The sequence below is a fragment of the Microbacterium sp. 5K110 genome (assembly GCF_005774735.1).
Taxonomy (GTDB): Bacteria; Actinomycetota; Actinomycetes; order Actinomycetales; family Microbacteriaceae; genus Microbacterium.
The window spans coordinates 1-25,274 of sequence record NZ_VBUM01000022.1 but is presented as its reverse complement, the minus strand read 5'-3'; the positions used below and the strand labels follow the sequence as shown (position 1 = coordinate 25,274).

The window sequence follows — 25,274 nt, the reverse complement described above, 5'->3', positions numbered from 1 at the left end:
CCCACGGTCCCCGGTTTCTCAGGAGTTCGGCCCCACGGGCACCGGGCACAGTCCGCTGCTCAGGCAGCGACGGCCACGCAGCGGCGGGGTGTCAGGACGTCAAACCGGAGTAGGCGTGCAGGCCCTTGAAGAAGACGTTGACGATCGTGAAGTTGAACAGCACGGCGGCGAAGCCGATGATCGACAGCCAGGCCGACCGGGTACCGCGCCAGCCGCGCGTCGCGCGGGCGTGGATGTAGCCGGCGTACAGGACCCAGATGACGAAGGTCCACACCTCTTTGGTGTCGAAGCCCCAGAAGCGGCCCCACGCGTCATTGGCCCAGATCGAGCCCGCGATGAGGGTGAAGGTCCAGAAGATGAAGCCGACGATCGCGAAGCGGTAGGCGAGCGACTCCAGGGCGTCGGCCGTCGGCAGCGTCTGCAGGAAGCTCCGGCGCGGGGCTGCGGCATCCGAAGAGGCGGCGGCGGCGAGCTTGCGCTCACGGCGCGCCTGCAACAGCTGCATCACGGAGAGGCCGAAAGCCAGGGCGAACAGCGCCGTGGCGAGGGACGCGACGAACACGTGGATGACGAGCCACACCGACTTCAGCGGGTCGGCCAGCGGCACGACCTCGACGTGGAACGCGAGCGTCGCGCCGCCGAGCAGCACGACCGCGAGGCCGGTGATGAGCGAGCCGAGGAAGCGCAGATCGAAGCGTGTCAAAACGATGAGGTAGACCGCGACGACCAGCAGCACACCGGTCAGGGCGAACTCGTACATGTTCGACCACGGCACGCGCTCGGCGGCGATTCCGCGCAGCACTGTACCGGCGAGGTGGAAGAGGAAGCCGAGGGCCGTGAGGGCCGTGCCCATGCGCGCCCACAGGTAGCGCGGCTTCGCGGGGGTGTTCCCGGATGCCGTCGACCCCGAGGACGCGTCGAGCACACCGCCACCACCCGCCGTGACGAGTTCGCGCGCGACGACCTCGTCCTTGGCCTTCAGCGCGAGGTCGGAGCGCCGTGCGAGGTCGATCGCGTACGCGATGAAGGCGAGCACGTAGATCGCGACGGCCGTCCACACCAGAAGGAGCGAGATCTCATCGAGGAGGAGCGGGTCGGTTCCGGGCATGGTGTCAGTCTACTTTTCCGGTGTCGGGGCGGGTCTGATCTTCCGGGACCGGAAGCGAGGGGCGGTGGCGCTCGACGACCTGGTCGACGGCGGCGGCGAGAGTGGGGTCCTCGCCGCGGGCGAGGCCGGCGTACTCGACGAGCACCGCGCCGTCCTTCGGCGTCGCCTTCACCCACATGCGTCGACGCGGCACGAACAGCGCCGCGAGCAGACCGAGGGTCGCCAGCGTGGCGAACCCGAGCACCCAGGGGCCGGCGAGATCGCGGTGGATCGACAGCGACGCGAAGCGCTTGACCGAACCCTGGTATCCCGTCGCCCCGGCCGGCGCTTCGTTCTCGAACGTGATGGTGCCGAGGCCGTTCGGCAGGTCTTGGGTCTCGCCGGGCATGAGCCGCAGGGCGGGGGTGCCGCTGTCGCCGCCGGCGATCTGCGTCATGCCGCTGGGATCGAGGGTGTAGACCGACCGCGGGGTGCCGTCGTCGATGCCGAGGTCTCCGGCGTAGACGCGCAGCGTCAGGACGGGGTACTCGAGATCTCCGAACGTCGACGTGAGCGCTCCGGTGTCGAGGGTGTCCATCGTCGGGTAGAAGAACCCGATGAGACCGAGCTGCTCGGGCATCCCGTCGGCGACCTTGACGACGCCGAGCGAGGTCATGTTGGCATCCTGCGGGAGGAAGGCGACCGAGTCGTGGAAGACCTCTTCGCCCTGGGCGTTGCGGATCGTGACCGTGGGGGCGTACCCGTTGCCGAGCAGGTAGACGCGGTCGCCCTGCACGTCGAGCGGGTGGTTGACGCGCACTTGTCCGTCCTGACGCTCGCCGTCGGGAGTCAGGGTCGTGACGTTGGCGGCGAAGTCGCCGGCCTGCCCCGATCCGGGCTGTCCCGGCGGCACGTAGCGCACGTCGAAGCGGTCGAGGGTCATGGAGTACGGCGCGAGGGCGTTGCTGTCGACGAAGCGGCCGGGGTTGAACGAGGAGTAGTCCAGCAGGCTGTTGGTGAACGCCTGACCCTCCACGAGCACGCGCTGGCCCGTGTAGGTGAAGCCGCCGCCCACGCCGACGGCGATCAGCACGCCCACCAGCGCGGCGTGGAAGACGAGGTTGCCGGTCTCGCGGAGGTACCCGCGCTCGGCCGAGGCCGAAAAGGTGCCGCGCCCGTCGTAACGGGCCACGCGGTAGCCGGCCTTCCGCAACTGCGCGGAGGCACTGTCGACGGCCGTGGCCGCGACGGAGGCGGCATCCTGCCCCGCCGGCACCGGCACGGTGACGGTGCGGTGATCGTCCAGGCGCGCGAGGCGCGCGGGCGTGCGCGGGGGCTGCGAGCGCAGGGCCTTCCAGTGGTGCTTGGTGCGCGGGAGCACGCAGCCGATCAACGAGATGAACAGCAGGATGTAGATCGCCGAGAACCACGGCGAGGTGTACACATCGAACAGGCTGAGCTTGTCGAGCACCGGCGCGAGGTCGGGGTTGTCGGTGAAGTACTGCGTGACACCGTTCGGGTCGGCACTGCGCTGCGGCACGAGCGAACCGGGGACAGCCGCGATGGCCAGCAGCAGCAGCAGCACGAGGGCGGTGCGCATGCTGGTCAGCTGACGCCATCCCCAGCGCAGCCAGCCCACGACCCCGAGGCGGGGCGAGGCGACGTCGTCGCCGGAGGGCGACGTGGAGTCGGCGTGGTCCGAGGGCCGGAGCACGCCGTCGGTGGATTCGGTCACGGTGTTCCCTCGATCAGAGCGGGAGCTGGACACTGCCGATCACCCCCTGCAGGTTCGACATCCACGAGCCCCAGACTCCCGTCACCATCAGCAGACCCAGCGCGATGAGCAGGCCGCCGCCGATGAGGTTGACGACGCGGATGTGCTTCCGCACGAACGCCACCGAGCGCGTGGCCCAGCCGAAGCCGACCGCGAGGAGCAGGAACGGGATGCCGAGCCCCAGCGAATACGCCAAGCCCAGGAGCGCGGCCCGCCCCGGGTCGCCCATGTTGTAGGACACCGACAGGATCGCCGCGAGCGTCGGGCCGATGCACGGGGTCCAGCCCACGCCGAGGGCGATGCCCAGCAGCGGAGCGCCGATGAGGCCGAGGTTGCCGCGCGCCCGGAGCCGCACGGTGCGCTGGGCGAGGCCGAAGAGGCCGATGAACACCAGTCCGAGCAGGATGATGACGACGCCCATGATGCGGGTGATGACGTCGGCGTAGCGCAGGAAGAACAGGCCCACGGTGCCGCCCAGGACGTTCACCGCCATGAACACGAGTGTGAATCCGGCGATGAACAGCAGCGTCCCGCCGACGAGGCGCCCGCGACCGGGGGCGGATGCCGAGCCCCCGCGCGGCGCGACGGATCCGCCGATGAAACCCAGGTAACCCGGCACGAGGGGCAGGACGCACGGGGAGAGGAAGGAGATCAGCCCGGCCGCGAGAGCGACGGGCAGGGCGAGCCACAGTGCTCCGTCGAAGACGAGGGCTCCCGGGTTCACGCGCTCTCCGCGAGCACGGTGCGCACCATGGCCTCGAGGATCGACGCCTCGGGCAGCTCGCCGATCACGCGGGCGGCGACCCGGCCCTGCCGGTCGAGCACGAGGGTCGTGGGGGTGGCGTTGATCGGCGTCTTCTCGGCGAAGGCGAGCTTGAGTTCGGCGTCTCCGACGGCCATGGCGCTGGAGTACGACACCCCGTTGTCGCGCGCGAACGACAGCGCGGTGGCGGGCTGGTCGTACGTGTTGATCCCGAGGAAGGACACGCCCTGACCCTCGAACGATTGGTAAGCCTGCTCGAGACGCGGGGCTTCGATGATGCACGGACCGCACGTGGCGTACCAGAAATTCACCACGAGCACCTGTCCGGCGAAGTCGGCGCTGGATACCGCGGAACCGTTGTCGAGCGATCCCGAGAACTCGACCGCCTCACCGCGCTGGTCGGGCGCGATCTCTTGCGTCTGGAACCCGTTCGCGGCGATGTACCCCTTGTTGTCACCGGCACGGTACTGATCGGCGAGCGGGTCGGCACTGCATGCCGCCAGTGTCACGGCCAGCGCCGCGGTCACGGCGAGCGAGAGGATTCGGCGCATCAGACGGCTCCTACGTCGACGGCTCCGGCGGTCGCGGCCGGCTCGGCGTACGCCACCTCGACCCAGCGGGACGTCCCGGCGGCGCCGTCTCGCCGCTCGAAGCTCGTCACGCTCGACAGCGCGCAGCGGCGCTTGCGGGGGTCGTGGCGGGTGGGTTGGTGGGAGAGGGCGAGGTGCGTGACCCAGATGGGCAGCTGGTGCGAGACCACCACGACGTCGCCCGAGGGCACGCGCTCCCACGCGTCGGCCATCGCCTCGGTCACGCGCGCGACGACGCGCTCGTACGGCTCTCCCCAGCTCGGGACGGCGGGCCGGGCGAGGTGCCGCCAGTTCAGCGGGTTCGCGAGGGCCTGCTTCATGCGCCGGCCCTCGAAGACGTTGGTGGGCTCGATCACCCGATCGTCGATGAACGGCTCGATGCCGAACAGCTCGACGAAGGGCTCGGCGGACTCGCGCGTGCGCTGCAGCGGCGACGCCACGAGCGCGCTGACCGGTCGCTCCAGGCCGCGGATGTACTCGGCGGCCTGCCGAGCCATTCGGCGTCCGTCGACGCTCAGACCGAAACCGGGGAGCCGCCCGTAGAGCACGCGGCGGGGGTTGTGGACTTCCCCGTGGCGCACGAGATGAAGGCGGTCGGCGGGCACGGCGTCCAGTCTACGGTGGCGTCTTGTGGGCCGGCTGAGCGGGGGCGGCCGTTGGTTCGACGCCGTCCTACCTCGTCGGCACCGCGCTCAGGCGTCGCGGCGGGAGGCCAGCAGCGACCGGATCCGCGCGTACATGAACCACGCGACACCCACGGCCACGCCCACGATGACGACGTACTTCAGGATGTCGGCGTACTGCTCGATGACGTGCCAGTTCTCGCCCAGGAGGTAGCCGGCCAGGACGAAGATCGTGTTCCAGATGAGGCTGCCGGCGGCCGTCAGGAGCCCGAACCGCCAGAGCGGCATCTTCGACACCCCCGCGGGGATCGAGATGAGGCTGCGGAAGATCGGCACCATCCGTCCGAAGAACACCGCCTTGCCGCCGTGCCGCTCGAACCAGGCGACGGTGCGGTCGACGTCTTCGGGGTGCAGCAGCGGAACCTTCGCCGCGATCGCCCGCAGGCGGTCGACTCCGAGCCAGCGGCCGAGGCCGTAGAGCGCGAAGGCGCCGACGACTGACCCGAGCGTGGTCCACAGCAGTGCTTCGAAGAGGGTGAACGATCCGCGGCTCGCGGTGAGGCCTGCCATGGGGAGCACGACTTCGCTCGGCAGCGGCGGGAAGAGGTTCTCGAGGGCGATCGCGATGCCCGCGCCCACGGGTCCGATGACCTCCATGAGCGAGACGGTCCAGTCGGCCAGCGAGGTCAGCCAGGACTGGTCGCCCGACGAGGAATCCGCGGACGCGCGGTGCAGGGAGAGGGTGCTGTCGGTCATCGGGTGCCTTCGCGCTCGGTGATCGGCCGCCCGTCCGGGCGCCCGCCGAGAGACTACGGGCAGCGGCTTCGCAGCACCTGTGAGGGGTGCAGGCGATTCAGGATGCCGAGACCCCGGCGCTGACGATCGCCGCGGCGACGAACCACGTCGCCGCCATCGCCACGACGCCCACCAGCGGCACCCAGAAGCTCACGCGATGACGGACCAGACGCACGATCGCGAGAACGACGGCGAGCAGCAGCACGACCCACGGGGCGATGACGGCGGACCAGAACCCGACGTTCATCAGCCCGAAATTGCACGTCATCGACCCGCACGCGTCCGAGGCGAACGCGAGGAAGAACCCGGCGTACGAACAGGCCAGGGCCGCGAGCGGAAGAAGGACGAGCAGCACGATCGTGAGCACGAGATCCCACGCCCGCCGCGCGGGGCGGGACGGCCGCTCAGGCCGGAGCATCCGATAGGACTCCGGGGAGAGGGAGTAGGTCACGAGCCACATCCTAGAGACGCGGCGTCACGAATTGGCGCCGGGGCGCCTTCGCGCCCTACGTTCGAGCCGTGTCGTCCTCCTCGTCCGCTCTGCCCGCCGGGCTCGACGGCGCGTTCCCGATCTCCTCGCGGATCCGGGACGCGCGGTCCGCCGCACCCGCCGCCGTCGCGTACGGCGGCCCACTGCCCGACCTTCCGCCCGCGATCCGTGCGGCTCTCCGCGACGCGGAGCGCATCGACGTGGTCCATGACCCGGCGGCGCCGGACCCGCTGGAGTCACGGGTGTTCGGCCTCCTGTACGCGCACGTGCGCGCCGAGCAGGTCGTCCTCGCCCTCTCCGCCCGAACGAATCTCACCCTCGCCGGCAGCACCGTGCGCATCGTCGGCGACGGCCGCGTGGCGGCAGCGCTGACGACGGTGCTGCGCCGGCTGGGCGCCGCGGTGGTCCGCGCCAGCGACGACCCGGTCGAGCGGCTCGCGGCGGCGCTGGACGGCGTGCGCGTCGAGTCCGTCGCGGCCCCCGAAGCAGCCACGGTGCACGTGACGCTCCTGACCGGTGTCGGTCACGACGCCGTGACGGCCACGGACGTGGACGGCCTCGTCGCCGACGCTTCCCCCCGACCGATGGATGCCACGGCCTGGCCCTCACCGCGCGCGCACGTGCGCACGACCCCGAAGGGAGCGCTCGTGGAGATGCCCTCACCCCTCCCCACCGCGGCGGAGCCGCCCACGGCGGCGCAGTGGCACCTCGCCGACGCGCTGCTGGCCGCGTTGCTCGTGGACGGCGGCCCCGACGACGGCCGCGGCGTGTTCGCGGCGGCGGTGACCCCGTGAGCGGCCGGATCGCCGACGCGAGCCTGTGGCGCTCGGGCCTCGATCGGATCGAGTGGGCCCGCGCGCACATGCCGGTCACCACGGCGCTCGCGGCACGACTGAGCCGCGAGGGCACCGTCGCGGGAGTACGCATCGGCGTCTCCGACGTCCTCGAGCCGAAGACGGCCACGATCGCGCTCGCGCTGGCCGAGGCGGGCGCCGAAGTGACCGTCACGTCCGCGGGACGCAACACCGACGACGCCGTCGCCGCGGCGCTGGACCACGCCGGCATCCCCGTCTACGCCCGCGCGAGCGCCGACCACGCCGAGGACCGCGCGAACGCCCTGGCGTTGATCGATCACCGACCCGAGGTGATCGTCGACGACGGAGCGTCCACGATCCGCCTCGCCCACCTCGAGCGCCCCGACGTCGTCGACCGGATGCGCGGGGCGACCGAGCAGACCACGTCGGGCGTGCGGCCCCTGCGGCGCATGGAGGCGGCCGGCGCCCTGCGCATCCCGGTCGTCGCCGCCAACGACGCCCGCTCCAAGTCGCTGTTCGACAACATGCACGGCACCGGACAGTCGGTCGTGTTCGCCGTGGCCGATGTCGCCGACCGCTCGTTCCGCGGGGCGACAGTCGTCGTCGTCGGCTTCGGCCGCGTCGGAACCGGCATCGCCCAGCACGCCGCCGCGCTCGGAGCGCGCGTCGTCGTGACCGAGACCGACCCGGTCGCGGCCCTCCAGGCCGCTTTCGCCGGGTTCCGGGTGCAGACCCTCGCCGAGGCCGTGCGGCACGCCGACATCGTCATCTCGGCCACCGGTATCCGGCACACGATCGATGTCGCCCACCTCGACGCCCTGCGCAGCGGCGCGGTGGTCGCCGTCGGCGGCGGTGTCGGTCAGGAGATCGCGCTCGACGCGGCGCACGCGGCCGGTGCGGTCGAGATCACCCGCGACGGTGCCGTCTCGGTGCTCCGGATGCCGAGCGGGGGCGAGGTGCGGGTGCTCGACGACGGCAATTGCCTCAACGTCAGCGCCGCCGAGGGCAACCCGGTCGAGATCATGGACCTCTCGTTCGGCGTGCAGTTGGCCTCGGTCGCCCACGTGCTGACGTCCCGCGATCTCGCCGCCGGCGTCCACGAGCTGCCCCGCGCGGCCGACGACGAGGTCGCCGCGATCGCCCTGGCCTCGTTCGGCGGGACGCTGGACACCCCGTCCGCGGCGCAGCAGGCGTTCCTCGCCGCCTGGAACCCCGAGGCGGACGAAGAATGACGGTCGTCGTCCACCGCGCGCCGGTCGTCCTTTCCGCGGGCTCCGCCCCGCTGTCCGACGGCGCCGTCGCGGTCACGGGCGACCGGATCCTCGCGGTCGGCCCGACCGACGAGGTCCTCGCCTCCCTCGCGGGCACGGATGCCGAGGTGCACGAGTGGGACGGCGCGCTGACCCCGGGACTCGTGAACGCCCACACCCACTTGCAGTACAGCGACATGGCCGCGGTCGGTCAGGCCGAGCACGGCGGCTTCGAGGCGTGGATGAGCGCCTTCATGGAGCTGTACCCCCTCCCCCGCGACTGGAGCGCGTCGGCGGCGGCGGGGGCCGCGCTGTGCGTGCGCGCGGGCACGACCGCGGTCGCCGAGATCGTCACCGACGCCGAGGCCGGGTCGGCGGTGCACGACGCCGGCCTCCACGGCATCGCGTTCTGGGAGGTCCTCGGCTGGACCGATCGGGCGTGGGCCGAGGGCGGCGAGAGCATCGTCCGCGCCGAGCTCGCGGCGCTCCCTCCGCACCCCGCCGTCGGCCTGTCCCCGCACGCGATCTACTCGCTCGACACGAGTGTCATCCGCGATCTCGCGCGGCTCGCCGGCGAGCTGGGCGTGCGGCAGCACATCCACGCCGCCGAGTCGGCGTGGGAGGACGCGTACGTGCGCACCGGAACCGGCGACCTCGCCGAGCGGTGGCGACAGAACGGCCGCGGCGAGTTCGCCCTGCTCCGCGACGGCGGCGTCGGCACCGGCGTCCTCCGTTATCTCGACGGCCTCGGCGCGTTGACCCCGACGACGCACCTCGCCCACGGCATCTACGTCGACACGGACGACCGCGCCCTGCTGCGCGAACGCGGGGGCAGCGTGGCGCTGTGCCCGCGCTCCAACGCGGTCATCGGTCTCGACCCGGCCCCCGTGGCCGCGTACCTGCGCGAGGGCAACGCGATCGCGGTCGGCACCGACTCGCTGTCGTCGTCGCCGAGCCTGTCGCTGTGGCATGACGTCGCCGCCCTGTACGGCATCGCCCGCAGCCAGGGGTACGACGGGGACGATCTGCACGCCCGACTGTTCGCCGCCGCGACCGCCGGAGGGGCCCACGCCCTGGGGCTGGCGGACACCGGCGTGCTCCGCGCCGGCACCCGAGCCGACCTCGCCGTCTTCCCCGTCTCGGCCTCCGCGCCGCGCGACGTCCTCGCCGAGCTCGTCGAAGCCGGGCCCGCCGAGGCCTCCCTCACCCTCATCGGCGGGCGCGTCCGCTGGGCGAACTCCTCCGATCACGAACGGACCACCGCACATGTCTGATCCCCGCCCCTTGCTGTTCGGCCTGTACGAACAGGCCTGCGTCGGCAACGGCTCCTCGGCGGCGAGCCTGTGGACGCACCCCGCCGACGACCGGCTCTCGGCGACGTCGTTGCGGTACTGGATCGACCAGGCGCGTCGCGTCGAGGACGCCGGCATGGATCTGTTCTTCTTCGGCGACGTGCTGGGCCTCTACGACACGTACCGGGGCGGTGCCGACACCGCCCTGCGGCACGGCGTCGAGGTCCCCGCCCTCGACCCGATGCTGCACATCCCCGCGCTCGCCGCCGTGACCGACCGGCTCGCGTTCGGCACCACCGTGTCGACGACGTACGAGCACCCCTTCGCCCACGCGCGCCGCTTCTCGACCCTCGACCACCTCACCGCCGGCCGCATCGGCTGGAACGTCGTGACCTCCTACCTGCCGGGCGCCGCGGCCAACTTCGGCCTCGACGTCGTGGCGCACGACAGCCGGTACGACCGTGCCGACGAGTTCCTCGACGTCGCGTACGCCCTGTGGGAGCGCAGCTGGGACGACGACGCGTTCGTCGGCGACACGGCATCCGGAGTGTTCGCGGACCCCGCGAAGGTGCACCGGATCGACCACGTGGGTGAGTACTTCCGCGTGGCCGGCCCCCATCTCGTGACCCCGTCGCCGCAACGGACCCCGGTCATCATCCAGGCGGGCTGGTCACCCCGCGGCCGCGAGTTCGCCGCACGCCACGCCGAGCTGATCTTCGTCGGGGACTCCGACCCCGTGGCCGTGCGCGAGGGGCTCGCCGGCATCCGTCGCCGAGCCGAGGAACTAGGCCGGGATGCCTCGCAGACCCGCGCGGTGGTCGGCATGAACCTCATCGTGGCTCCGACCGCGATCGCCGTGCAGGAGAAGATCGACTCGCTGCAGGCGCACTACTCCTCGGAGGCGCAATTGGCCGCCTACGCCGGGTGGGGCGGCATCGACTTCTCGCAGTACGCCGACGACGAGCCGCTGGTCAAGCGCGCGACGAACGCGACGCAGACGAAGGAGACCCGCGGTGACGCCCCCGTGCTGACCGCCGGGGACGTCCGCCGGCAGTTCTCGAAGGTCACCGCGTTCGCGGACGAGCGGTTCCTGGGAACCCCGGATGCCGTCGCGGACGCGATCGGGGCGTTCGTGGAGGAATCCGGGGTGGACGGCTTCCTGCTGCACCCGTTCCTGTCGCCGGCCTCGGTCGAGGACTTCGCCGAGCTGCTGGTGCCCGCCCTCCGCGAGCGGGGCCTGTACGGCGGGTTCCCCACCGACGGCACGTTCCGCTCGCGCCTGCGCAGCGACCGACGGGATCGTCTCGGCGACGACCACCCCGCGCGCTCCGGCGCCCGGTGAGACCGGTGCCGCGGGGCGGTCCCCGCGGCACCGACCGTCGGATCAGTCCCGCGGCGCGGGTCCCGTCGACAGAGCGTGCACGAACCGCCGCAGGAATTCGGTGCCGTCGAACGCCGTGACCGCACGCACCGTCGGGCCCTCGGGCGTGCCCCACGCGAGCGGCAGACCGTCGTGGGTCAGCGCGATGCGCGTGGCCAGCGAGTCGGCGTACGGCGTGTAGTCCACCGGTCCTTCGATCCAGCCCGTGACGATCTCGGGCCGGTGCAGGATCACGGTGGCCAGGCCGTCGTGAGCGGACGAGATCCGGCGGCCCCACTTGTACTGGTAGAAGTCGTTGTACGCGTCGAGGACCTCGCCGGCGAACGTCGCCCACGGGGTGCCCGTTCCGCGCAGCACCGCGAGGACGTGCTCGTCGAGGATCGCCGTCGCGGTGACGTTGACGCCCACCATCACGACGTTGCCGGAGTTGCGCGCGCCGAACACGATCTCGGCGGCCCGGCGGTCGTTGGCCGTGTTGGCATCCGTCAGCGTCGCTCCCCCGGGCGCCGGGTAGGGGCCCGCTCCGCCCATGATGACGACCGAGCGGTACTTCAGGAACAGGTCTGGGTCGCGCTCGAGCGCGCGGGCGATGTTGGTGAGGGGTCCGAGCGGGTGCAGATCGACCTCGCCGGGGTGCTCCGCGGCGATGCGCACGATGGCATCCACCGCGCTTTCGTCCTCCACGCGCAGCTCGGCGCGTTCGAAACGGTCGCCGAGGCCGTCGGTGCCGTGCACGAAGTCCGCGATCGAGGCCTCGCCCTCGATCGGCGCGGCCTCACCCAGGTGCAGCGGGATGTCCTCTCGGCCGGCCAGTCGCAGCACCGTCCGGACGTTGCGCGCGGAGTCCTCCACGGGGGTGTTGCCGTAGATCGTCGTGATCGCCGCGATCTCGACGTCGGGCTGCGCCAGCAGGTACATCAGCGAGTGCGCGTCGTCGAGGCCGGTGTCCGTGTCGACGAGGACGCGCCGGACGGAAGGAGAAGAGAGGGATGCCATGCTCTCACCCTGCCGGTTCCGCACCGACGACACGGCGCGGTGTTACATCACGTGACATGCCCGTTCCCTGTTCGTCACGCGAACACCCCAAAGTGATCAGTGACACGGGCGGCCCCGACCCGCGTCCCACACAGCACAGGTCGACCGGCGCCTCCGGCGTCGTCGGGAAACGGACACACCATGGCTTCCTCTCAGCGACTGCGCCGCGCCGCTCTGCCGGCGGTCGGTCTCACCGCCGCCCTCGCCCTCACCGCCTGCTCCGGCGGGCAGACGACCCCCGCCGCGACCGACGGCTTCGAGGGCGTGCAGCTCACGGTGTGGAACAACATCGACTTCGAGCCCTACCAGGGGCTGCAGAAGAAGTACTTCGAGACCTGCGCCGCCGACCTCGGCATCACCGTCGACGTGCAGACCCAGTCCGGTGACTACACCACCCGCCTGCTCCAGGCCGCGGGCGCGAAGTCGCTGCCCGACGTGGCCCTCCTCTCCACCGACACGCAGCTGCCCCAGCTCGCCTCGCAGGGGGTGCTCGCCGATCTCGGCCAGTACGACGTCTCCACCGACGGTCTCGCCGACAGCGCCGCCGACCTCGGCCGGTACGACGGCACGCTCTACGGCCTCCCCGTCCAGGTCGAGGACTACGCGATCTTCTACAACAAGGCCGCCTTCGCCGCCGCGGGGGTCGCCGAGACCGCCCCGAAGACGTTCGACGAGTTGGTCGCCCTCGCCGGTGCAGTGACAACCCCGGCGCAGAAGGGCATCGCCCTGCCCGGCATCGGCGGCGACGGCTCCACGTCGTCCTACTTCCTGCCCTTCCTGCTCTCGGCCGGGGGCGACCCTGCCGACCCCACCGGCAGCGGTGCCGTGGAGGCCGTCGACCTCTACAAGAACCTCGTCGCGAACGGCTCGCTCTCGTCGGAATTCGTCAACTGGGGCTGGAAGTCCATCGACCAGTGGACCTCCGGTGCCGCCGCCATGACCGTGTCGGGCCCGTGGAATCTCGTCGACACCTCGATCCCGTTCGAGTGGGGCACGTTCCCCTTCCCCACGGCGGAGGCCGGTGAATCGCCGAAGGTCAACCTCCTCGGCTACGCGTACGGCGTCGCCGCCAACGCGGACGCGAACAAGGAGGCCGCCGCCGCCGCGCTGGTGAAGTGCCGCGCTTCGGAGGAGAACCAGATCGAGACCGCGACCCAGGGCGGGTACATCCCCGCGCTGCAGAGCGCGCAGAAGGCCTTCGTCGAGAAGGTCCCGGCAGCCGCTCCGTTCGTCGACGCGGTCGACGGCGCCTACAACTCCGCGCAGCTCGGCACCGAGTGGAACAAGCTGCAGCAGCAGTACGTCGACGCCATTCAGGGTGCGACGGTCGGCGGGCAGACGGCTCAGGCCGCGCTGGAGCAGGCCAGCGGCAAGTGACGGCGGACACGCTGACGACGACCGGCCGGTCGGGGGCTCGTACCCCCGGCCGGTTCCGGCGTTCTCTCGCGACCCGTCAGCGGCAGGAACTGTGGGCCTTCCTCGCCCCCGCGGTGGTGTTCTTCGTCGTCTTCTTCCTCTTCCCGCTCGGGTACGGCGTGTTCATGAGCACGACGGAGTTCCGCACCGGCACCTTCATCACGGGGCGAGCCCCATTCGTGGGGACGGCCAACTTCGAGGCGATCCTGGCCGAGCCGGTGACCTTCCGGGCACTGGCGAACACGTTGACCATCACGATCGTCTCCGTCGTGATCGAGCTCGTGCTCGGGCTCCTCCTCGCCCTCCTCTTCGCCCGCACCTTCCCCGGCAGCCGGTGGCTGCCGACGTTGATCCTCCTGCCGTGGCTCCTCCCGGCGGTCGTCGTGGCGACCGTCTGGAAGTCGCTCCTGGCCGGCGACGGGCCCATCAACGACGTGCTCGGATCGCTCGGCATCCCGGTCGAGGCCTGGCTGGCCAACCCCGCCACGGCCCTGCCGGCCGTCATCGTCGTCGCCGTGTGGGCGAGCCTGCCGTACTGGGCGACCATCCTCGGCGCCGCCCTCAAACAGGTACCCGCGGAACAGCTCGAGGCTGCACAGCTCGACGGCGCGGGGGCATGGCGGCGGCTCACAGCGATCGTGCTCCCCACGATCTGGCCGGTCGTCTCCGTGCTCGTGGTGATGAGCGTGGTCTACACCCTGCTGATCGTCGACCTCGTCCTCGTCCTCACAGCCGGCGGTCCCGCCAACAGCACGGTCACCCTCGGTCTGCTGTCCTACCGGCAGGCCTTCCAGCAGTTCGAGTTCGGACTCGGCGGAGCGTACGGGATGCTGCTGCTCGGCATCAGCGTGCTGTTCGCGATCGTGTACACCGTGATGTCGATGCGCCGGGAGCGTGACGAATGACCGCGACCCTGCCTTCCGCCCCCGTGACGGTGTCCGCCCCTCCGTCCGAGCCGGTGCCCGCCGTGCGCCGTCGCCGTCGCGGCTGGACCTGGACGCTCCTGACCGTCGTGGTGCTCGCGGTCTACCTCTTCCCGGTGTATTGGATGGTCTCGGCGTCGCTGCAGCCCTCGGCGAACTCCGCCGACACCGCCTGGATCCCCGCATCGCCCGGCCTCGGTGGCTACGAGAAGGCCCTCGACGACGCCGGGGTCAGCGGGCTACGCGTCTCGATCCTCGTGTCGCTCGGCTCGGTGCTGGTCACCCTCCTCGTGGCGATCCCGGCCGCGTACGCCCTGAGCCGCTTGCGCTCGCGCGCGGTGAGTCTCGCTCTGATCCTGCTGCTGCTGGCGCAGATGATCCCCAGCGTCGTCCTGGCGACGTCGTTCTACGCGATGTTCAACTCCTGGGGCCTGCTCAACACGTTCATCGGCCTCATCCTCGCGAACTCCACCGCGGGCGTGCCGTTCGCGGTGATCGTGATGCGGGCGTTCATGCTGCGCCTGGACACCGAGGTGATCGAGGCGGCCACGGTGGACGGCCTCGGGCCCCTCGGGACGCTCTGGCGCATCGTCGTGCCGCTCTCGCGCAATGCGATCGTCACCGCCGGCGTCTTCGCGTTCCTCTTCAGCTGGGGCGACCTGCTCTTCGGACTGACGCTGGTCAACCGCAACGAGATGTACCCGATGTCGGTGCTGATCTTCGCGCTCTCGAACTCGAACCTGAACACGTGGGCCGCGACCATGGCCGCCTCGCTCATCGCGAGCGTCCCGGCGCTCGTGGTCATCCTCGCCGCGCAGCGGCACGTCAAGGCGGGTCTGACCGCCGGCGCCGGACGCTGAGACGCGGGAGGGCACCCGGCCCGCACGTAGACTGGGGGATCGTGAGCGAACGCGTCCTGGTCAACCAGCTGAAATCCCTTCCCGCCGGCCCCGTCTCGGTGTCGGGGTGGGTCGAGACCGTCCGCGATCAGAAGAAGGTGCAGTTCGTCGTACTGCGCGACGAGACCGGTGCGGTGCAGCTCGTGAACCCGGCGACGCGTCCCGCCGAGGACGCCGGTGAGCAGGATGCCGCGGCCCTTGCTCTGACCGAGACCATCGGGGCCCTCGCGAACGGCACGTTCCTCACCGTCCACGGTGAGCTCAAGCACGACGAGCGCGTGAAGCTCGGTGGCGTCGAGATCAAGGTCGGCGAACTCGACATCGCCGCCGCGGCCAACCCCGAGACGCCCATCGCCGCCGACAGCGGAATGGACAAGCGCATGGACTGGCGCTTCCTGGACCTCCGCCAGCGCCGCAACAACCTCATCTTCCGGGTGCAGACGACCCTCGAGCACGCCATGCGCACGTACTGGGTCGAGCGCGACTACATCGAGATCCACTCCCCCAAGCTCATGGCATCCCCGTCGGAGTCCAACGCCGAGCTGTTCGAGGTCCCCTACTTCGAAGACAAGACGGCCTACCTCGCGCAGAGCCCGCAGTTCTTCAAGCAGATGGCGCAGGTCGCCGGTTTCGGCAAGATCTTCGAGATCGCCCCCGCCTTCCGCGCCGACCCCTCGTTCACCAGCCGTCACGCGACCGAGTTCACCTCGATCGACGCCGAGATCAGCTGGATCGACTCGCACGAGGACGTCGCGCGCATGCAGGAGGAACTGCTGCAGACGGCCATCCGGGCGGTCAAGGACAAGCACGGCGACGAGATCCGAGAGCTGTTCGACGTCGAGGTCGAGGTGCCGAGCCTGCCCTTCCCGCGCATCCCGCTCGCCGAGGCGCGCGAGATCGTGGCCGCCCGCGGGTACGAGATCCCCCGCACCGACGGCGACCTCGACCCCGAGGGCGAGCGTCAGATCGCGGCGCACGTGCGCGAGGCCTTCGGCCACCAGTTCGTCTTCGTCACCGACTACCACCCCGAGATCCGCGCGTTCTACCACATGCGCGACGCCGAGACCGGGCTGACCAAGTCGTACGACCTGCTGTTCAACGGCGTCGAGATCACCACCGGTGCCCAGCGCGAGCACCGCGTCGATGTGCTCGTGGAGCAGGCGAAAGAGAAGGGGCTCGACCCCGAGCACCTCGACTTCTACCTCGACTTCTTCCGCTTCGGCGCCCCTCCCCACGGCGGGTTCGGCATGGGCCTCGCGCGCGTGCTGATGCTGCTGCTCGGTGAGTCGTCGATCCGCGAGGTCACGTACCTGTTCCGCGGCCCCACACGCCTGGCCCCCTGAGTTCGCCCGCCCGACTCCCGAGGTTCACTCGCCGGGCCGGGTCGGTCCACCCGTGACGCCTAACGTGTCGTCATGGTCGTCGACAGCGCCGCGTTGACCGTCCCCGCGGACGGCTCCTCCGGTGCGGGTCGGAGCATCCGCCTCGCGGATGTGGGGCGGATGCGCGCCGGCCGACGCGTGCTGGACGGCATCCATCTCGATGTGGCCGCCGGTGGCATCCTCGCCGTCGTGGGCGAGTCCGGCTGCGGCGCGACGACCCTCGCGCGGATCATCGCCGGGCTCGAACGGCCCGACGGCGGGGAAGTCCGCATCGACGGACGCGCCCGCCCCGACGCCCCGAGGATCGCCGGGGTGTTCGACGACGCCGCTCCCCGCTTCGGACGGGTGCGCGAGGCCGTGCTCGCCCGCGCCCGTCGACGCCAGCCGAGCGCCCGCGACGAGGCGGATCGCCTCCTCGCGCTCGTGGGCCTGTCCGCGCCGGACGCGCCGGTGCGCCGTCTCTCGCGCGGCGACCGCCAGCGGTGGGCGCTCGCGCGCGCCCTCGCGACCGACCCCGAGGCGCTCGTGCTCGACGACGCGCTCAGCGCGCTGCACACATCCGGGCGCGAACGTCTGCGCGACGCACTCGTGCGCGAGCTGCGCCGACGCGGGACCACCACGATCTGGATCACGCGCGACACCGCCGAGGCGATCGCGGTCGCCGACCGAGTGATCGTCCTGCATCGGGGGCGCATCGCCGCCGACGGCACGCCCGAGAAGGTGTACGCCCGCGCCGGAGAACCGGCGGTCGCGGCCGTGCTCGGCCCCGTCAGCACGGTCCCGGGCATCGTCGAGGGATCCGTCGTCGACGTCTGGGGGCAGCACGTCCCCCTCGCCGAGTCGGCACACGACGGACACTGCGAGGTCGTCGTGCGTCCGGAGAACGTCGTCCTCGTGGCCGCGGACGCCCCCGGGATGGATGCCGTCGTCGAGGAGAGCACTTTCCTGGGTAACGTGCGGCGGTCACGCGTGCGCACGAGCGACGGGAGCCTCGTCCACGTCGATCACGCGGCCGGGGCCCGCTTGGACGATCATGCTCACGTGCGGATCGCCCTCGCACCGGTGCCGGTGGCGACGCGTCCGCTCAGCTGAGCTCGGAGATCACCCGGGGAAGTCGATGGCCGCGCGGTCGGCGACGACCGAACGGATGAAGACGCCCGCCTCCTGGTGCGCGGGATGCACCTGGTAGCGCTCGAGCGCCTCGACGTCGGCGAACTCACTGACCAGCACGATGTCCCAGTTCGTCTGCGGGTAGGCGACGTTCCGTCCCACCTCGAGGTGCAGGATCTCGGGGATCTCGGCGCGCAGCGACAGCAGGCGCTCTTCGACCTGCTCTGCGTGCAGCGCACGCGTGTCGGCGTCGTCGGCCGCGAGCTTCCACAGGACGATGTGTCGGATGCTCACGCGGAGGCTCCTTCGGTATCGGCCGCGAGGAGCGCGGCACGCAGACGATCGGCGGACACGCGCCAGTGCGCGTGCAATTCTCCGTCGATGAGGACGACGGGGATCTTCTCCCACCACCGCTCGAACAGCGTGGCGTCGTCGGCGATCGATGCCTGCTCGACGATCACGCGATCGGCGACGGCGGTCGGGAGTTCGCCCACGACGGTCTCGACGATCTGCTCCGCGACGTCGCAGAGATGACAGTCGGGCTTGCCGATCAGCGTGAGGGTGGTCACTCCACCCATCCTAGGAGGACGCGTCGAGGTGTCAGGACTCGACGTCGTACCCGGAGGCGATCCACTCGCCGGTGCCGCCCTCGACGTTCGTGGCGTCGTGGCCGCGGGCCGACAGTGCCTCGACGACGCGTGCCGAGCGGCCACCGGCCTGGCAGATGACGTCGAAAGGCCCCTCGGGGAGCAGGTGCAGGTTCTCACCGATGCTCGACATCGGCAGGTTCACGGCACCCGGGACGTGCCCGGCGGTGAACTCGTCGACCTCGCGCACGTCGACGAGCGGACGGTCGCGTCCGGCGTGCAGGTCGTGGACCGAGATGGACTGCATGATGCTCCTCGAAAGGACGGAGTGGACGGAGGCCGGATACACGAAGCGCCCGTCGGGTGACAGGCGCTCGGTGTGGTGGTCGCGTTACTTCTTGTTGCGACGCTGGTGACGAGTCTTGCGAAGCAGCTTGCGGTGCTTCTTCTTCGCCATGCGCTTACGGCGCTTCTTGATGACAGAACCCACGGAAAACCTCACTAAGTCGGGGTCTGGGTGCCGATGTCGGCTCCCGGGAACGGGCAGGCGTTGTAAAAAGGCCTCGGATCAGTCTAGCCGACGTCGGACACCGGACGCTGCACAGCTTCCGCGACCGCCGATTCCGGCACCCGATAACTGCGTCCGAACCGGACGGCCGGCAGTTCTCCGGCGTGCACGAGACGGTAGACGGTCATCTTCGAGACCCGCATCAGTTCGGCGACCTCGGCGACCGTCAGGAAACGCACGTCGGGCAGCTCTGCCATCGATCACCCTCCGCACGGGTGACCTTCACCCTCTGATGTGGGAGACACTCTAGGGTCTGCCCGCGACGGCTGTAAACCTATGGGGCTTCTGTGACGGATGTGAGATGCGGATGCCGCGTTCCCGCGGCTCCGGGCCCGGCTCAGCGCCCCGGTAGCTTGCGGAACGCGGAGGCGACCGAGTGCTTGACCGAGGCGGCGGCACGCCCCACGACCTCGGCGGCATGAACCGCCGACTCGGGCAGAGCGGGTTCGTTCTCGACGTCGACCGAGAAGAACGGAACGAGCCAGTCGTCGACCTCGTCGAGCGGGGCGACGGCGAGGCTGTAAAAGCGGTGCTGCCCCTCCTCGCGGACCGAGACCAGCTCGGCCTCGCGCAGCACCTTCAAGTGCTTCGACACGGTCGGCTGGCTCACCCCCAGCGCGTGGACGATCTGCGAGACACTCGTGCCCCGCTCGCCGCCCGTCGCCCGATCCAGGAGCAGCTGAAGGATGTCGCGACGCGTGCCGTCAGCGATCACGTCGAAGATGTCCGCCATGGCATTAGGTTAGCCGCGAGCCCGCCCGAGTACCATGATCCTGGTTCCGGCCGCGAAGGGAGTCACGCATGGCGGCGACGCCCGACGAGGTGCGTATGTCGGTGCGGGTACGCCGCATCGCGTTCCGCGCATGGGACGGACTGCGCGATTTGACCACCGCCTCGCCGGCGCGTTTCGCGGTGCTGGTCTTCGTCATCCTGATCCTGCTGTTCACCGCGCTCTTCTCCCTCCCCGCCGCGTCTGCCGACGGCCGGCGCGCGCCGCTCGCGGATGCGCTGTTCACGGCGGTGTCCACGATCTGCGTCACGGGCCTGTCGACGGTCAACATGTACAGCGACTGGTCTCCGCTGGGCCGCGTGATCACGTACGTCGGCGTCAACGTCGGGGCCCTCGGCGTGCTCACCCTGGCGTCGATCCTCGGCCTGGTCATCTCCAAGCGCCTGGGACTGCGCGCCAAGCTCATCGCCGCCGGCGACAGCAATCCTCTGCGCGCGCACGGCGGCCCGGTCAACGAGGGGCAGACCATCCGCCTGGGCGAAGTGGGTCAGCTGCTGCGCACCGTCGCGCTGTCGACCCTGGTGATCGAAGCCGGTCTCGCCGTCCTCATCTACCCGTCGCTCGTCATCGGGGGGATCGACCCGCTCGTGGCGCTGTGGGAGGCGCCGTACTACGCGGCGATGTCCTTCACGAACACCGGCTTCGTGCCCAACGCCGAAGGTCTCGCCCCTTTCGCGCAGGACTACTTCCTGCTGACCGTGCTCATGATCGGCGTCTTCCTCGGGTCGATCGGCTTCCCCGTGATCTTCACGCTGTGGCGGCACTGGTGGCGGTTCCGGTTGTGGTCGCTGCACGCGAAGCTGACGATCATCACGACCGTCGTCCTGTTCTTCGCCGGCGCCGGGGTCATTCTGCTGCTGGAATACGACAACCCCCTCACCTTCGGGAGCATGGACGCGTGGGACACCACGTTCCAAGCCTTCTTCCTCTCGGCCATGACGCGTTCGGGCGGTTTCTCGGTGGTGAACGTCGGCGACCTCAACGGCGCGACCCTCGTCGTGGGCTCGATGCTCATGTTCGTCGGCGGGGGCTCGGCATCCACCGCCGGCGGCATCAAGGTCACGACCCTTGCCGTGCTGGCCCTCGCGGTGTGGTCCGAGGCCAAGGGCCGCCCGTCGGTGCAGGCGTTCGGCCGCCGCATCCCCAGCGATGTGCAGCGAGTGGCCCTGTCGGTCGTCGCGTGGGGCGCCACGATCGTGGCGCTGTCGACGGTGATCATCAGCCGGATCACGGATGCCCCGATCGAATACGTGCTGTTCGATGTCATCTCCGGCTTCGCCACGGTGGGCCTGTCGACCGGCCTGACCGCCGAGCTCCCCGATCCGGCCGTCTACGTGCTCGCGGTCACGATGTTCATGGGGCGCATTGGTACTGTGACACTCGCCGCGGCCGTCGCGGCATCCTCCCGTTCGCAGCTGTACGCGCTGCCCGTCGAAAGGCCCATCGTTGGTTGAACGGATCCGCAGCGACGCGCCCGTCCTCGTCATCGGTCTCGGGCGCTTCGGCGCGGCGTGCGCCGGCGAGCTCGACCGCCTCGACCGAGAGGTGCTCGCCGTCGACGGCAACCTCGACCTCGTGCAGAAGTGGTCGGAGCGCGTGACGCACGCGGTCCAGGCCGACGCGCGCAACATCGACGCCCTCCGGCAGATCGGGGCGCAGGACTTCCAAGTGGCGGTCGTCGCGGTGGGCTCTCTCATCGAGGCCTCGGTCCTCATCACCGCCAACCTCGTCGACCTGAAGGTGCCGCAGATCTGGGCGAAGGCGGTCTCGCAATCGCACGGCAAAATCCTCGCCCGCGTCGGCGCGAACCACGTCATCTACCCCGAGGCCGAGGCCGGCGAGCGCGTCGCGCACCTCGTCAGCGGCCGCATGCTCGACTTCATCCGCTTCGACGACGACTTCGTGCTGGCCAAGATGTACCCGCCCAAGCTCGTGCGCGGAGTCGGTCTGAACGAATCCGGCGTGCGGACGAAGTACAACGTGACCGTCGTGGGCGTGAAGAGCCCCGGCCGGGCATTCCGCTACGCGGAGGCGAACACCGTCGTCACCAACCACGACCTCATCATCGTGTCGGGCACCAACAGCGACATCGAGCGGTTCGCCGCACTGGACCGCTAGCCGTCATTGCCCAGCCCGAGCGATAAACGCTTCCTGCACTGAGAAACGCTCGCCGAAAGCGTGTCTCGGTGCAGCATGCGTTTCTCGCGGAAGAACGCGCCGGCCCGCGCCAGTATCAGATCGTCCCCTCGAACCGCAGGCGCATGTCAGGCTCCGGCGGCGAGCTCTTTCGCGCGCGCCAGCGCGGCCTCGGCGGCGTCGGCGAACGTGTCGTCGAGGCGCGCGTGCTGCAGCACCGCGACCGCGCGCTCGGTCGTGCCCTTGGGGCTCGTGACGCGGCGGCGCAGTTCGGCCGGGTCGACGTCGGACGCCGCCAGCAGCGCCGCAGCCCCGATGAAGGTCTGCTCGGCCAGCAGGCGCGCGGCGGCGTCGTCGAAGCCCATGCGCACGGCGGCTTTGGTGAATTCCTCCACGAGCAGGAACACGTACGCCGGACCCGATCCCGAGATCGTCGACAGCGCGTCGATCTGCGACTCGGGGACCTCCACGACGTGGCCGACGGTCTCGAAGAGCGACCGCACGACCGCGACGTCCTCGGCCGTGGCGGCGGGTCCGGCGGCGAGCCCCGTGACCCCCTTCCCGACGAGGGACGGGGTGTTCGGCATCGAGCGGAGCGTGGCGACCCCGTCGCCGAGGTGCCGCGCGAACGTCTCGAGCGTGACACCCGCGGCGAGGCTCACCACGACCGCGCCGGGTCGCAGATGCGGGGCGATCTCGTCGAGCAGATCGGGCACCATGGCGGGCTTGACGCCGATGAGGACGATGTCGGCGGATGCCGCGGCGGCGGTGTTCCCGTCGGGGTTGGCCTCGAGCGCCACGCTCGTGACGCCCTCGAGCCCGGCCAGCTCGGAGGCCTTGGCGATGGACCGATTGGTCGCGGTCACTCCCCCGCCGGTGAGGCCGGCAGCGACGAGACCGCGCAGGATCGCCCCTCCCATGGAACCGGCGCCGAGGAAGGCGAGCGGGGGCAGCGAGGAGGTGGCATCCGTCATGCGGGCCAGTCTACGAAGCCTGAGTGCGGGGCGCAGGGGCGGGCGTTAGAGTCGGAACGCGTCCGTAGCGGTGCGGACACGTGCGACACGGAGGACCCCATGACTCTCTTCGACGGCATCACCTCCCGCCTGGTCGACACCGGCCGGCTGAGCGTCAACGTGCTCGAACGCACGGGCGACGACCCCGGCACCGCGGCCGACCAGACCGTCGTCTTCGTGCACGGCAATGTCTCCTCCTCGCTGTTCTGGCAGGAGATCATGCAGGACCTCCCGAGCGAGCTGCGGGTGCTCGCGATCGACCTGCGCGGCTTCGGCGGAACCGAGCACACCCCGATCGACGCGACCCGCGGTGTCCGCGACTTCAGCGACGACGTGCACGCGACGCTCGAGGCCCTCGGCATCCCGTCCGCCCACTTCGTCGGCTGGTCGATGGGCGGTGGGGTCGTGATGCAGTACGCGCTGGATCACCCCGTCCTCTCGCTCACCCTGCAGGCCCCCGTCTCGCCGTACGGCTTCGGCGGCACGCGCCGGGACGGGTCGCGACTCACCGATGACGACGCGGGCGCGGGTGCCGGCGGCGCCAACCCCGACTTCGTCCAGCGCCTCATCGACCACGACACCACCGACTCCGCCCCCACCTCCCCGCGATCGGTGTTCCGCTCCGGGTACGTCGCACCGGGGTACACGAGTGCGCACGAGGACGTCTGGGTCGAGTCCATGCTCACGACCTCGACGGCCGGCGGGAACTACCCCGGGGATGCCGTGGCGTCGCCGAACTGGCCGGGCTTCGCCGCCGGGAACATCGGCGTGCTCAACACGATGGCGCCGAAGCACTTCGACGTCTCGGGCATCGTCGATCTGCCGGCCAAGCCCCCGATCCTGTGGATCCACGGGACGGCGGATGCCATCGTCTCGGACGCCTCGTTCTACGACCTCAACCACCTGGGTGCCCTCGGCATCGTGCCGGGGTGGCCGGGAGACGATGTCGCGCCGGCGCAGCCGATGGTGTCGCAGACGCGCGACGTGCTCGACGCGTATGCCGCCGCCGGCGGCGAGGTCACCGAGATCACCGTGGAGGGTGCGGGACACGCGCCGCACCTGGAGCGCCCGGCGCAGTTCCGGCAGGCGCTCCTGACCCACATCGGCTATGTCGGACGGCCGGCCGACCCCGCTCCGCCGACCGAGGCGATCATCCTGCGTTCGGCCGACTGAGGGGTCTCCGGTGGAATACTGCCTGTTCACGGAGCCCCAGCAGGGCTTCTCGTACGACGATCAGCTGGCGTTCGCACGTTCGGCCGAGACCCACGGGCTGGACGGGTTCTTCCGCTCCGACCACTATCTGCGGATGGGCGAGGGCGATCCGCTCCCCGGCCCGACCGACGCGTGGACGACGCTCGCCGGCCTCGCCCGCGAGACGTCCCGCATACGCCTGGGCACCCTGGTGTCGTCCGTGACCTACCGCGTGCCCGGCATCCTCGCCATCCAGGTCGCCCAGGTCGACGCGATGTCGGGCGGACGTGTCGAGCTGGGTCTGGGCACGGGGTGGTTCGAGCGAGAGCATGCCGCGTACGGCATCCCCTTCCCCGCCCGGCGCTTCGACCTGCTCGAGGAGCAGTTGGCGGTCGTCACCGGCTTGTGGTCGACGCCCGCCGGAGAGACATTCACCTTCGACGGCGCGCACTACCGACTGGATGCCGCGCCCGCCCTGCCGAAACCCGTGCAATCCCCCGTCCCGGTGATCGTGGGCGGAGGCGGCCCGCGGCGGACACCGGCCCTCGCGGCGCGCTTCGCGACCGAGTACAACATCGGGTTCGTCTCGGAGGACGTCGTCGCCGAGAAGTTCGCGGTCGTGCGGGCCGCGTGCGAACAAGCCGGCCGTGACCCCGGTACGCTCAAGCTCTCGGTCGCCCTGCCCACGATCCTCGGCGCCGACGATCGCGCCCTCGAGCGCCGGGCGGCGGCGATCGGTCAGACGCGCGCGCAATTCGACAACGGCGCCAACCTCATCGGGAGTGCCGACGAGATCGCGGCGAAGGTCGAGCGCTTGCGCGCGGTGGGGGCCGACCGCGTCTACTTCCAGCTGCTCGATCTGCGCGACATCGAGCACGCCGACGAGATCGGCACCGACCTGCTGCCGCTCCTGCCCCGCTGACCGGTCAGTCGCGACGGTCCTCGAAGAACTCGCGCAACAGGGTGGATGCCGCAGCCTCGGCGACACCGCCGACCACCTCGACGCGATGCGGCAGACGCCGATCGCGCAGGACGTCGTAGAGGGAGCCGGCGGCTCCCGCCTTGGCGTCCCACGATCCGAACACCACCCGCGGGATTCGCGCCTGCAGAATCGCGCCCGCGCACATGACGCAGGGCTCCAGGGTCACCACGAGCGTGCAGTCGGCGAGGTGCCACGAGCCGAGCTGCGCGGCCGCCGCGCGGATCGCGACGACCTCCGCGTGGGCGGTGGGGTCACCCGTGACCTCGCGCAGGTTGCGCCCCTCGCCGATCACACGGCCCTCCGCATCGAGGACCACCGCGCCCACGGGGACGTCCTCATGCGCTCCGGCCGCGCCCGCCAGCGCGAGCGCGCGCTGCATCGC

29 protein-coding genes are annotated in these 25,274 nt (G+C 70.8%); 13 read left to right on the top strand and 16 right to left on the bottom strand.

Annotated features, from left to right (window positions below; all coding sequences use genetic code 11):
• Positions 1 to 91: 91 nt before the first annotated feature.
• The 7 genes from ccsB to FE256_RS07320 all read right to left on the bottom strand — a co-directional run bounded on the left by ccsB (position 92) and on the right by FE256_RS07320 (position 6,083).
• On the bottom strand, positions 92 to 1,108 hold the full coding sequence (gene ccsB, locus FE256_RS07350) for a c-type cytochrome biogenesis protein CcsB (RefSeq protein WP_138174256.1): 1,017 nt from the start codon (positions 1,106 to 1,108) through the stop codon (positions 92 to 94).
• Positions 1,109 to 1,112: 4 nt separating this feature from the next.
• Positions 1,113 to 2,822 carry a cytochrome c biogenesis protein ResB gene (gene resB, locus FE256_RS07345; protein ID WP_138174254.1) on the bottom strand — a complete coding sequence of 570 codons (1,710 nt, stop codon included), beginning with the start codon at positions 2,820 to 2,822 and terminating at the stop codon, positions 1,113 to 1,115.
• A gap of 13 nt (positions 2,823 to 2,835) precedes the next feature.
• Positions 2,836 to 3,585, bottom strand: a complete 750-nt coding sequence (locus FE256_RS07340; RefSeq protein ID WP_138174252.1) for a cytochrome c biogenesis CcdA family protein — start codon at positions 3,583 to 3,585, stop codon at positions 2,836 to 2,838.
• Positions 3,582 to 4,175 (bottom strand): TlpA family protein disulfide reductase, encoded by a 594-nt coding sequence (locus tag FE256_RS07335; protein WP_138174250.1) that lies wholly within the window; start codon positions 4,173 to 4,175, stop codon positions 3,582 to 3,584. The genes FE256_RS07340 and FE256_RS07335 overlap by 4 nt, the downstream gene beginning before the upstream one ends.
• Entirely contained in the window at positions 4,175 to 4,819 is a 645-nt protein-coding gene (locus FE256_RS07330) for a histidine phosphatase family protein (protein ID WP_138174248.1), read from the bottom strand. Before FE256_RS07330 ends, FE256_RS07335 begins: the two co-directional genes overlap by 1 nt.
• Before the next feature lie 87 nt (positions 4,820 to 4,906).
• Complete coding sequence (locus FE256_RS07325; RefSeq protein WP_138174246.1) at positions 4,907 to 5,593, bottom strand: DedA family protein; 687 nt, start codon at positions 5,591 to 5,593, stop codon at positions 4,907 to 4,909.
• A 97-nt stretch (positions 5,594 to 5,690) separates the two neighbouring features.
• Positions 5,691 to 6,083: a DUF6264 family protein gene (locus tag FE256_RS07320; RefSeq protein ID WP_138174244.1), complete on the bottom strand. Its 393-nt coding sequence runs from the start codon at positions 6,081 to 6,083 to the stop codon at positions 5,691 to 5,693.
• Positions 6,084 to 6,151: 68 nt separating this feature from the next.
• Here FE256_RS07320 and FE256_RS07315 point away from each other — a divergent pair, with 68 nt between their 5' ends.
• The 4 genes from FE256_RS07315 to FE256_RS07300 are packed head-to-tail and all read left to right on the top strand — an operon-like array spanning position 6,152 to position 10,821.
• The gene (locus FE256_RS07315; protein ID WP_138174242.1) at positions 6,152 to 6,916 is read left to right on the top strand and encodes a hypothetical protein; all 765 of its coding nucleotides are present in this window, start codon (positions 6,152 to 6,154) and stop codon (positions 6,914 to 6,916) included.
• Complete coding sequence (locus FE256_RS07310; RefSeq protein WP_171024248.1) at positions 6,913 to 8,169, top strand: adenosylhomocysteinase; 1,257 nt, start codon at positions 6,913 to 6,915, stop codon at positions 8,167 to 8,169. The genes FE256_RS07315 and FE256_RS07310 overlap by 4 nt, the downstream gene beginning before the upstream one ends.
• On the top strand, positions 8,166 to 9,461 hold the full coding sequence (locus FE256_RS07305) for an amidohydrolase family protein (RefSeq protein WP_138174238.1): 1,296 nt from the start codon (positions 8,166 to 8,168) through the stop codon (positions 9,459 to 9,461). Before FE256_RS07310 ends, FE256_RS07305 begins: the two co-directional genes overlap by 4 nt.
• Complete coding sequence (locus tag FE256_RS07300) at positions 9,454 to 10,821, top strand: NtaA/DmoA family FMN-dependent monooxygenase (protein ID WP_138174236.1); 1,368 nt, start codon at positions 9,454 to 9,456, stop codon at positions 10,819 to 10,821. The genes FE256_RS07305 and FE256_RS07300 overlap by 8 nt, the downstream gene beginning before the upstream one ends.
• 42 nt (positions 10,822 to 10,863) lie before the next feature.
• Here FE256_RS07300 and FE256_RS07295 read toward each other — a convergent pair whose 3' ends face one another.
• On the bottom strand, positions 10,864 to 11,856 hold the full coding sequence (locus FE256_RS07295; protein ID WP_138174234.1) for a nucleoside hydrolase: 993 nt from the start codon (positions 11,854 to 11,856) through the stop codon (positions 10,864 to 10,866).
• 180 nt (positions 11,857 to 12,036) lie between these two features.
• Between FE256_RS07295 and FE256_RS07290 the strand changes: the two genes are divergently transcribed.
• The 5 genes from FE256_RS07290 to FE256_RS07270 all read left to right on the top strand — a co-directional run bounded on the left by FE256_RS07290 (position 12,037) and on the right by FE256_RS07270 (position 17,607).
• Entirely contained in the window at positions 12,037 to 13,272 is a 1,236-nt protein-coding gene (locus FE256_RS07290; protein WP_138174232.1) for a sugar ABC transporter substrate-binding protein, read from the top strand.
• A complete protein-coding gene (locus FE256_RS07285) occupies positions 13,269 to 14,216 on the top strand; it encodes a carbohydrate ABC transporter permease (RefSeq protein ID WP_138174230.1) in 948 nt (315 codons plus the stop codon). Before FE256_RS07290 ends, FE256_RS07285 begins: the two co-directional genes overlap by 4 nt.
• Positions 14,213 to 15,094 carry a carbohydrate ABC transporter permease gene (locus FE256_RS07280; RefSeq protein WP_138174228.1) on the top strand — a complete coding sequence of 294 codons (882 nt, stop codon included), beginning with the start codon at positions 14,213 to 14,215 and terminating at the stop codon, positions 15,092 to 15,094. The genes FE256_RS07285 and FE256_RS07280 overlap by 4 nt, the downstream gene beginning before the upstream one ends.
• 41 nt (positions 15,095 to 15,135) lie before the next feature.
• Positions 15,136 to 16,476 (top strand): aspartate--tRNA(Asn) ligase, encoded by a 1,341-nt coding sequence (aspS, locus tag FE256_RS07275; protein ID WP_138174226.1) that lies wholly within the window; start codon positions 15,136 to 15,138, stop codon positions 16,474 to 16,476.
• Positions 16,477 to 16,548: 72 nt separating this feature from the next.
• Positions 16,549 to 17,607, top strand: a complete 1,059-nt coding sequence (locus FE256_RS07270; protein WP_138174224.1) for an ABC transporter ATP-binding protein — start codon at positions 16,549 to 16,551, stop codon at positions 17,605 to 17,607.
• A 9-nt stretch (positions 17,608 to 17,616) separates the two neighbouring features.
• On the opposite strand, the gene FE256_RS07265 is transcribed toward FE256_RS07270, so the two are convergent.
• The 6 genes from FE256_RS07265 to FE256_RS07240 all read right to left on the bottom strand — a co-directional run bounded on the left by FE256_RS07265 (position 17,617) and on the right by FE256_RS07240 (position 19,513).
• Positions 17,617 to 17,919 carry a Dabb family protein gene (locus tag FE256_RS07265; RefSeq protein WP_138174222.1) on the bottom strand — a complete coding sequence of 101 codons (303 nt, stop codon included), beginning with the start codon at positions 17,917 to 17,919 and terminating at the stop codon, positions 17,617 to 17,619.
• Positions 17,916 to 18,194, bottom strand: coding sequence for a glutaredoxin family protein (locus tag FE256_RS07260; protein WP_138174220.1), 279 nt, complete (start codon positions 18,192 to 18,194; stop codon positions 17,916 to 17,918). The genes FE256_RS07265 and FE256_RS07260 overlap by 4 nt, the downstream gene beginning before the upstream one ends.
• Positions 18,195 to 18,225: 31 nt before the next feature.
• Positions 18,226 to 18,519: a rhodanese-like domain-containing protein gene (locus FE256_RS07255; protein WP_138174218.1), complete on the bottom strand. Its 294-nt coding sequence runs from the start codon at positions 18,517 to 18,519 to the stop codon at positions 18,226 to 18,228.
• Positions 18,520 to 18,603: 84 nt separating this feature from the next.
• Positions 18,604 to 18,702, bottom strand: a complete 99-nt coding sequence (locus tag FE256_RS07250) for a 30S ribosomal protein bS22 (RefSeq protein ID WP_003792170.1) — start codon at positions 18,700 to 18,702, stop codon at positions 18,604 to 18,606.
• A gap of 83 nt (positions 18,703 to 18,785) precedes the next feature.
• Positions 18,786 to 18,977, bottom strand: coding sequence for a helix-turn-helix domain-containing protein (locus FE256_RS07245; RefSeq protein ID WP_056224003.1), 192 nt, complete (start codon positions 18,975 to 18,977; stop codon positions 18,786 to 18,788).
• A 140-nt stretch (positions 18,978 to 19,117) separates the two neighbouring features.
• Positions 19,118 to 19,513 carry an ArsR/SmtB family transcription factor gene (locus tag FE256_RS07240; RefSeq protein WP_138174216.1) on the bottom strand — a complete coding sequence of 132 codons (396 nt, stop codon included), beginning with the start codon at positions 19,511 to 19,513 and terminating at the stop codon, positions 19,118 to 19,120.
• 95 nt (positions 19,514 to 19,608) lie between these two features.
• On the opposite strand from FE256_RS07240, the gene FE256_RS07235 reads away from it, so the two are divergent.
• Entirely contained in the window at positions 19,609 to 21,024 is a 1,416-nt protein-coding gene (locus FE256_RS07235) for a TrkH family potassium uptake protein (RefSeq protein WP_171024249.1), read from the top strand.
• A complete protein-coding gene (locus FE256_RS07230) occupies positions 21,017 to 21,688 on the top strand; it encodes a potassium channel family protein (protein WP_138174212.1) in 672 nt (223 codons plus the stop codon). Before FE256_RS07235 ends, FE256_RS07230 begins: the two co-directional genes overlap by 8 nt.
• Before the next feature lie 146 nt (positions 21,689 to 21,834).
• Here FE256_RS07230 and proC read toward each other — a convergent pair whose 3' ends face one another.
• A complete protein-coding gene (proC, locus tag FE256_RS07225) occupies positions 21,835 to 22,680 on the bottom strand; it encodes a pyrroline-5-carboxylate reductase (RefSeq protein WP_138174210.1) in 846 nt (281 codons plus the stop codon).
• 99 nt (positions 22,681 to 22,779) lie between these two features.
• On the opposite strand from proC, the gene FE256_RS07220 reads away from it, so the two are divergent.
• Together FE256_RS07220 and FE256_RS07215 are read left to right on the top strand one after the other, a co-directional pair.
• Positions 22,780 to 23,892, top strand: coding sequence for an alpha/beta fold hydrolase (locus FE256_RS07220; RefSeq protein WP_138174208.1), 1,113 nt, complete (start codon positions 22,780 to 22,782; stop codon positions 23,890 to 23,892).
• A 10-nt stretch (positions 23,893 to 23,902) separates the two neighbouring features.
• A complete protein-coding gene (locus FE256_RS07215; protein ID WP_138174206.1) occupies positions 23,903 to 24,832 on the top strand; it encodes an LLM class F420-dependent oxidoreductase in 930 nt (309 codons plus the stop codon).
• A 4-nt stretch (positions 24,833 to 24,836) separates the two neighbouring features.
• Here the strand turns inward: FE256_RS07215 and tadA are convergent, their stop codons facing one another.
• Entirely contained in the window at positions 24,837 to 25,271 is a 435-nt protein-coding gene (gene tadA, locus FE256_RS07210) for a tRNA adenosine(34) deaminase TadA (RefSeq protein WP_138174282.1), read from the bottom strand.
• Positions 25,272 to 25,274: the final 3 nt, after the last annotated feature.

Excerpts from the sequence above, each read along its gene's own strand:
- FE256_RS07305 (WP_138174238.1), top strand. The coding sequence starts at position 8,166 with ATGACGGTCGTCGTCCACCGCGCGCCGGTCGTCCTTTCCGCGGGCTCC.
- tadA (WP_138174282.1), bottom strand. The coding sequence starts at position 25,271 with ATGCAGCGCGCGCTCGCGCTGGCGGGCGCGGCCGGAGCGCATGAGGAC.
- FE256_RS07290 (WP_138174232.1), top strand. The coding sequence starts at position 12,037 with ATGGCTTCCTCTCAGCGACTGCGCCGCGCCGCTCTGCCGGCGGTCGGT.
- FE256_RS07300 (WP_138174236.1), top strand. The coding sequence starts at position 9,454 with ATGTCTGATCCCCGCCCCTTGCTGTTCGGCCTGTACGAACAGGCCTGC.
- FE256_RS07270 (WP_138174224.1), top strand. The coding sequence starts at position 16,549 with ATGGTCGTCGACAGCGCCGCGTTGACCGTCCCCGCGGACGGCTCCTCC.
- FE256_RS07240 (WP_138174216.1), bottom strand. The coding sequence starts at position 19,513 with ATGGCGGACATCTTCGACGTGATCGCTGACGGCACGCGTCGCGACATC.
- FE256_RS07335 (WP_138174250.1), bottom strand. The coding sequence starts at position 4,175 with ATGCGCCGAATCCTCTCGCTCGCCGTGACCGCGGCGCTGGCCGTGACA.
- FE256_RS07280 (WP_138174228.1), top strand. The coding sequence starts at position 14,213 with ATGACCGCGACCCTGCCTTCCGCCCCCGTGACGGTGTCCGCCCCTCCG.
- ccsB (WP_138174256.1), bottom strand. The coding sequence starts at position 1,108 with ATGCCCGGAACCGACCCGCTCCTCCTCGATGAGATCTCGCTCCTTCTG.
- FE256_RS07220 (WP_138174208.1), top strand. The coding sequence starts at position 22,780 with ATGACTCTCTTCGACGGCATCACCTCCCGCCTGGTCGACACCGGCCGG.
- FE256_RS07325 (WP_138174246.1), bottom strand. The coding sequence starts at position 5,593 with ATGACCGACAGCACCCTCTCCCTGCACCGCGCGTCCGCGGATTCCTCG.
- FE256_RS07295 (WP_138174234.1), bottom strand. The coding sequence starts at position 11,856 with ATGGCATCCCTCTCTTCTCCTTCCGTCCGGCGCGTCCTCGTCGACACG.
- proC (WP_138174210.1), bottom strand. The coding sequence starts at position 22,680 with ATGACGGATGCCACCTCCTCGCTGCCCCCGCTCGCCTTCCTCGGCGCC.
- FE256_RS07255 (WP_138174218.1), bottom strand. The coding sequence starts at position 18,519 with ATGCAGTCCATCTCGGTCCACGACCTGCACGCCGGACGCGACCGTCCG.
- FE256_RS07235 (WP_171024249.1), top strand. The coding sequence starts at position 19,609 with ATGTCGGTGCGGGTACGCCGCATCGCGTTCCGCGCATGGGACGGACTG.
- FE256_RS07245 (WP_056224003.1), bottom strand. The coding sequence starts at position 18,977 with ATGGCAGAGCTGCCCGACGTGCGTTTCCTGACGGTCGCCGAGGTCGCC.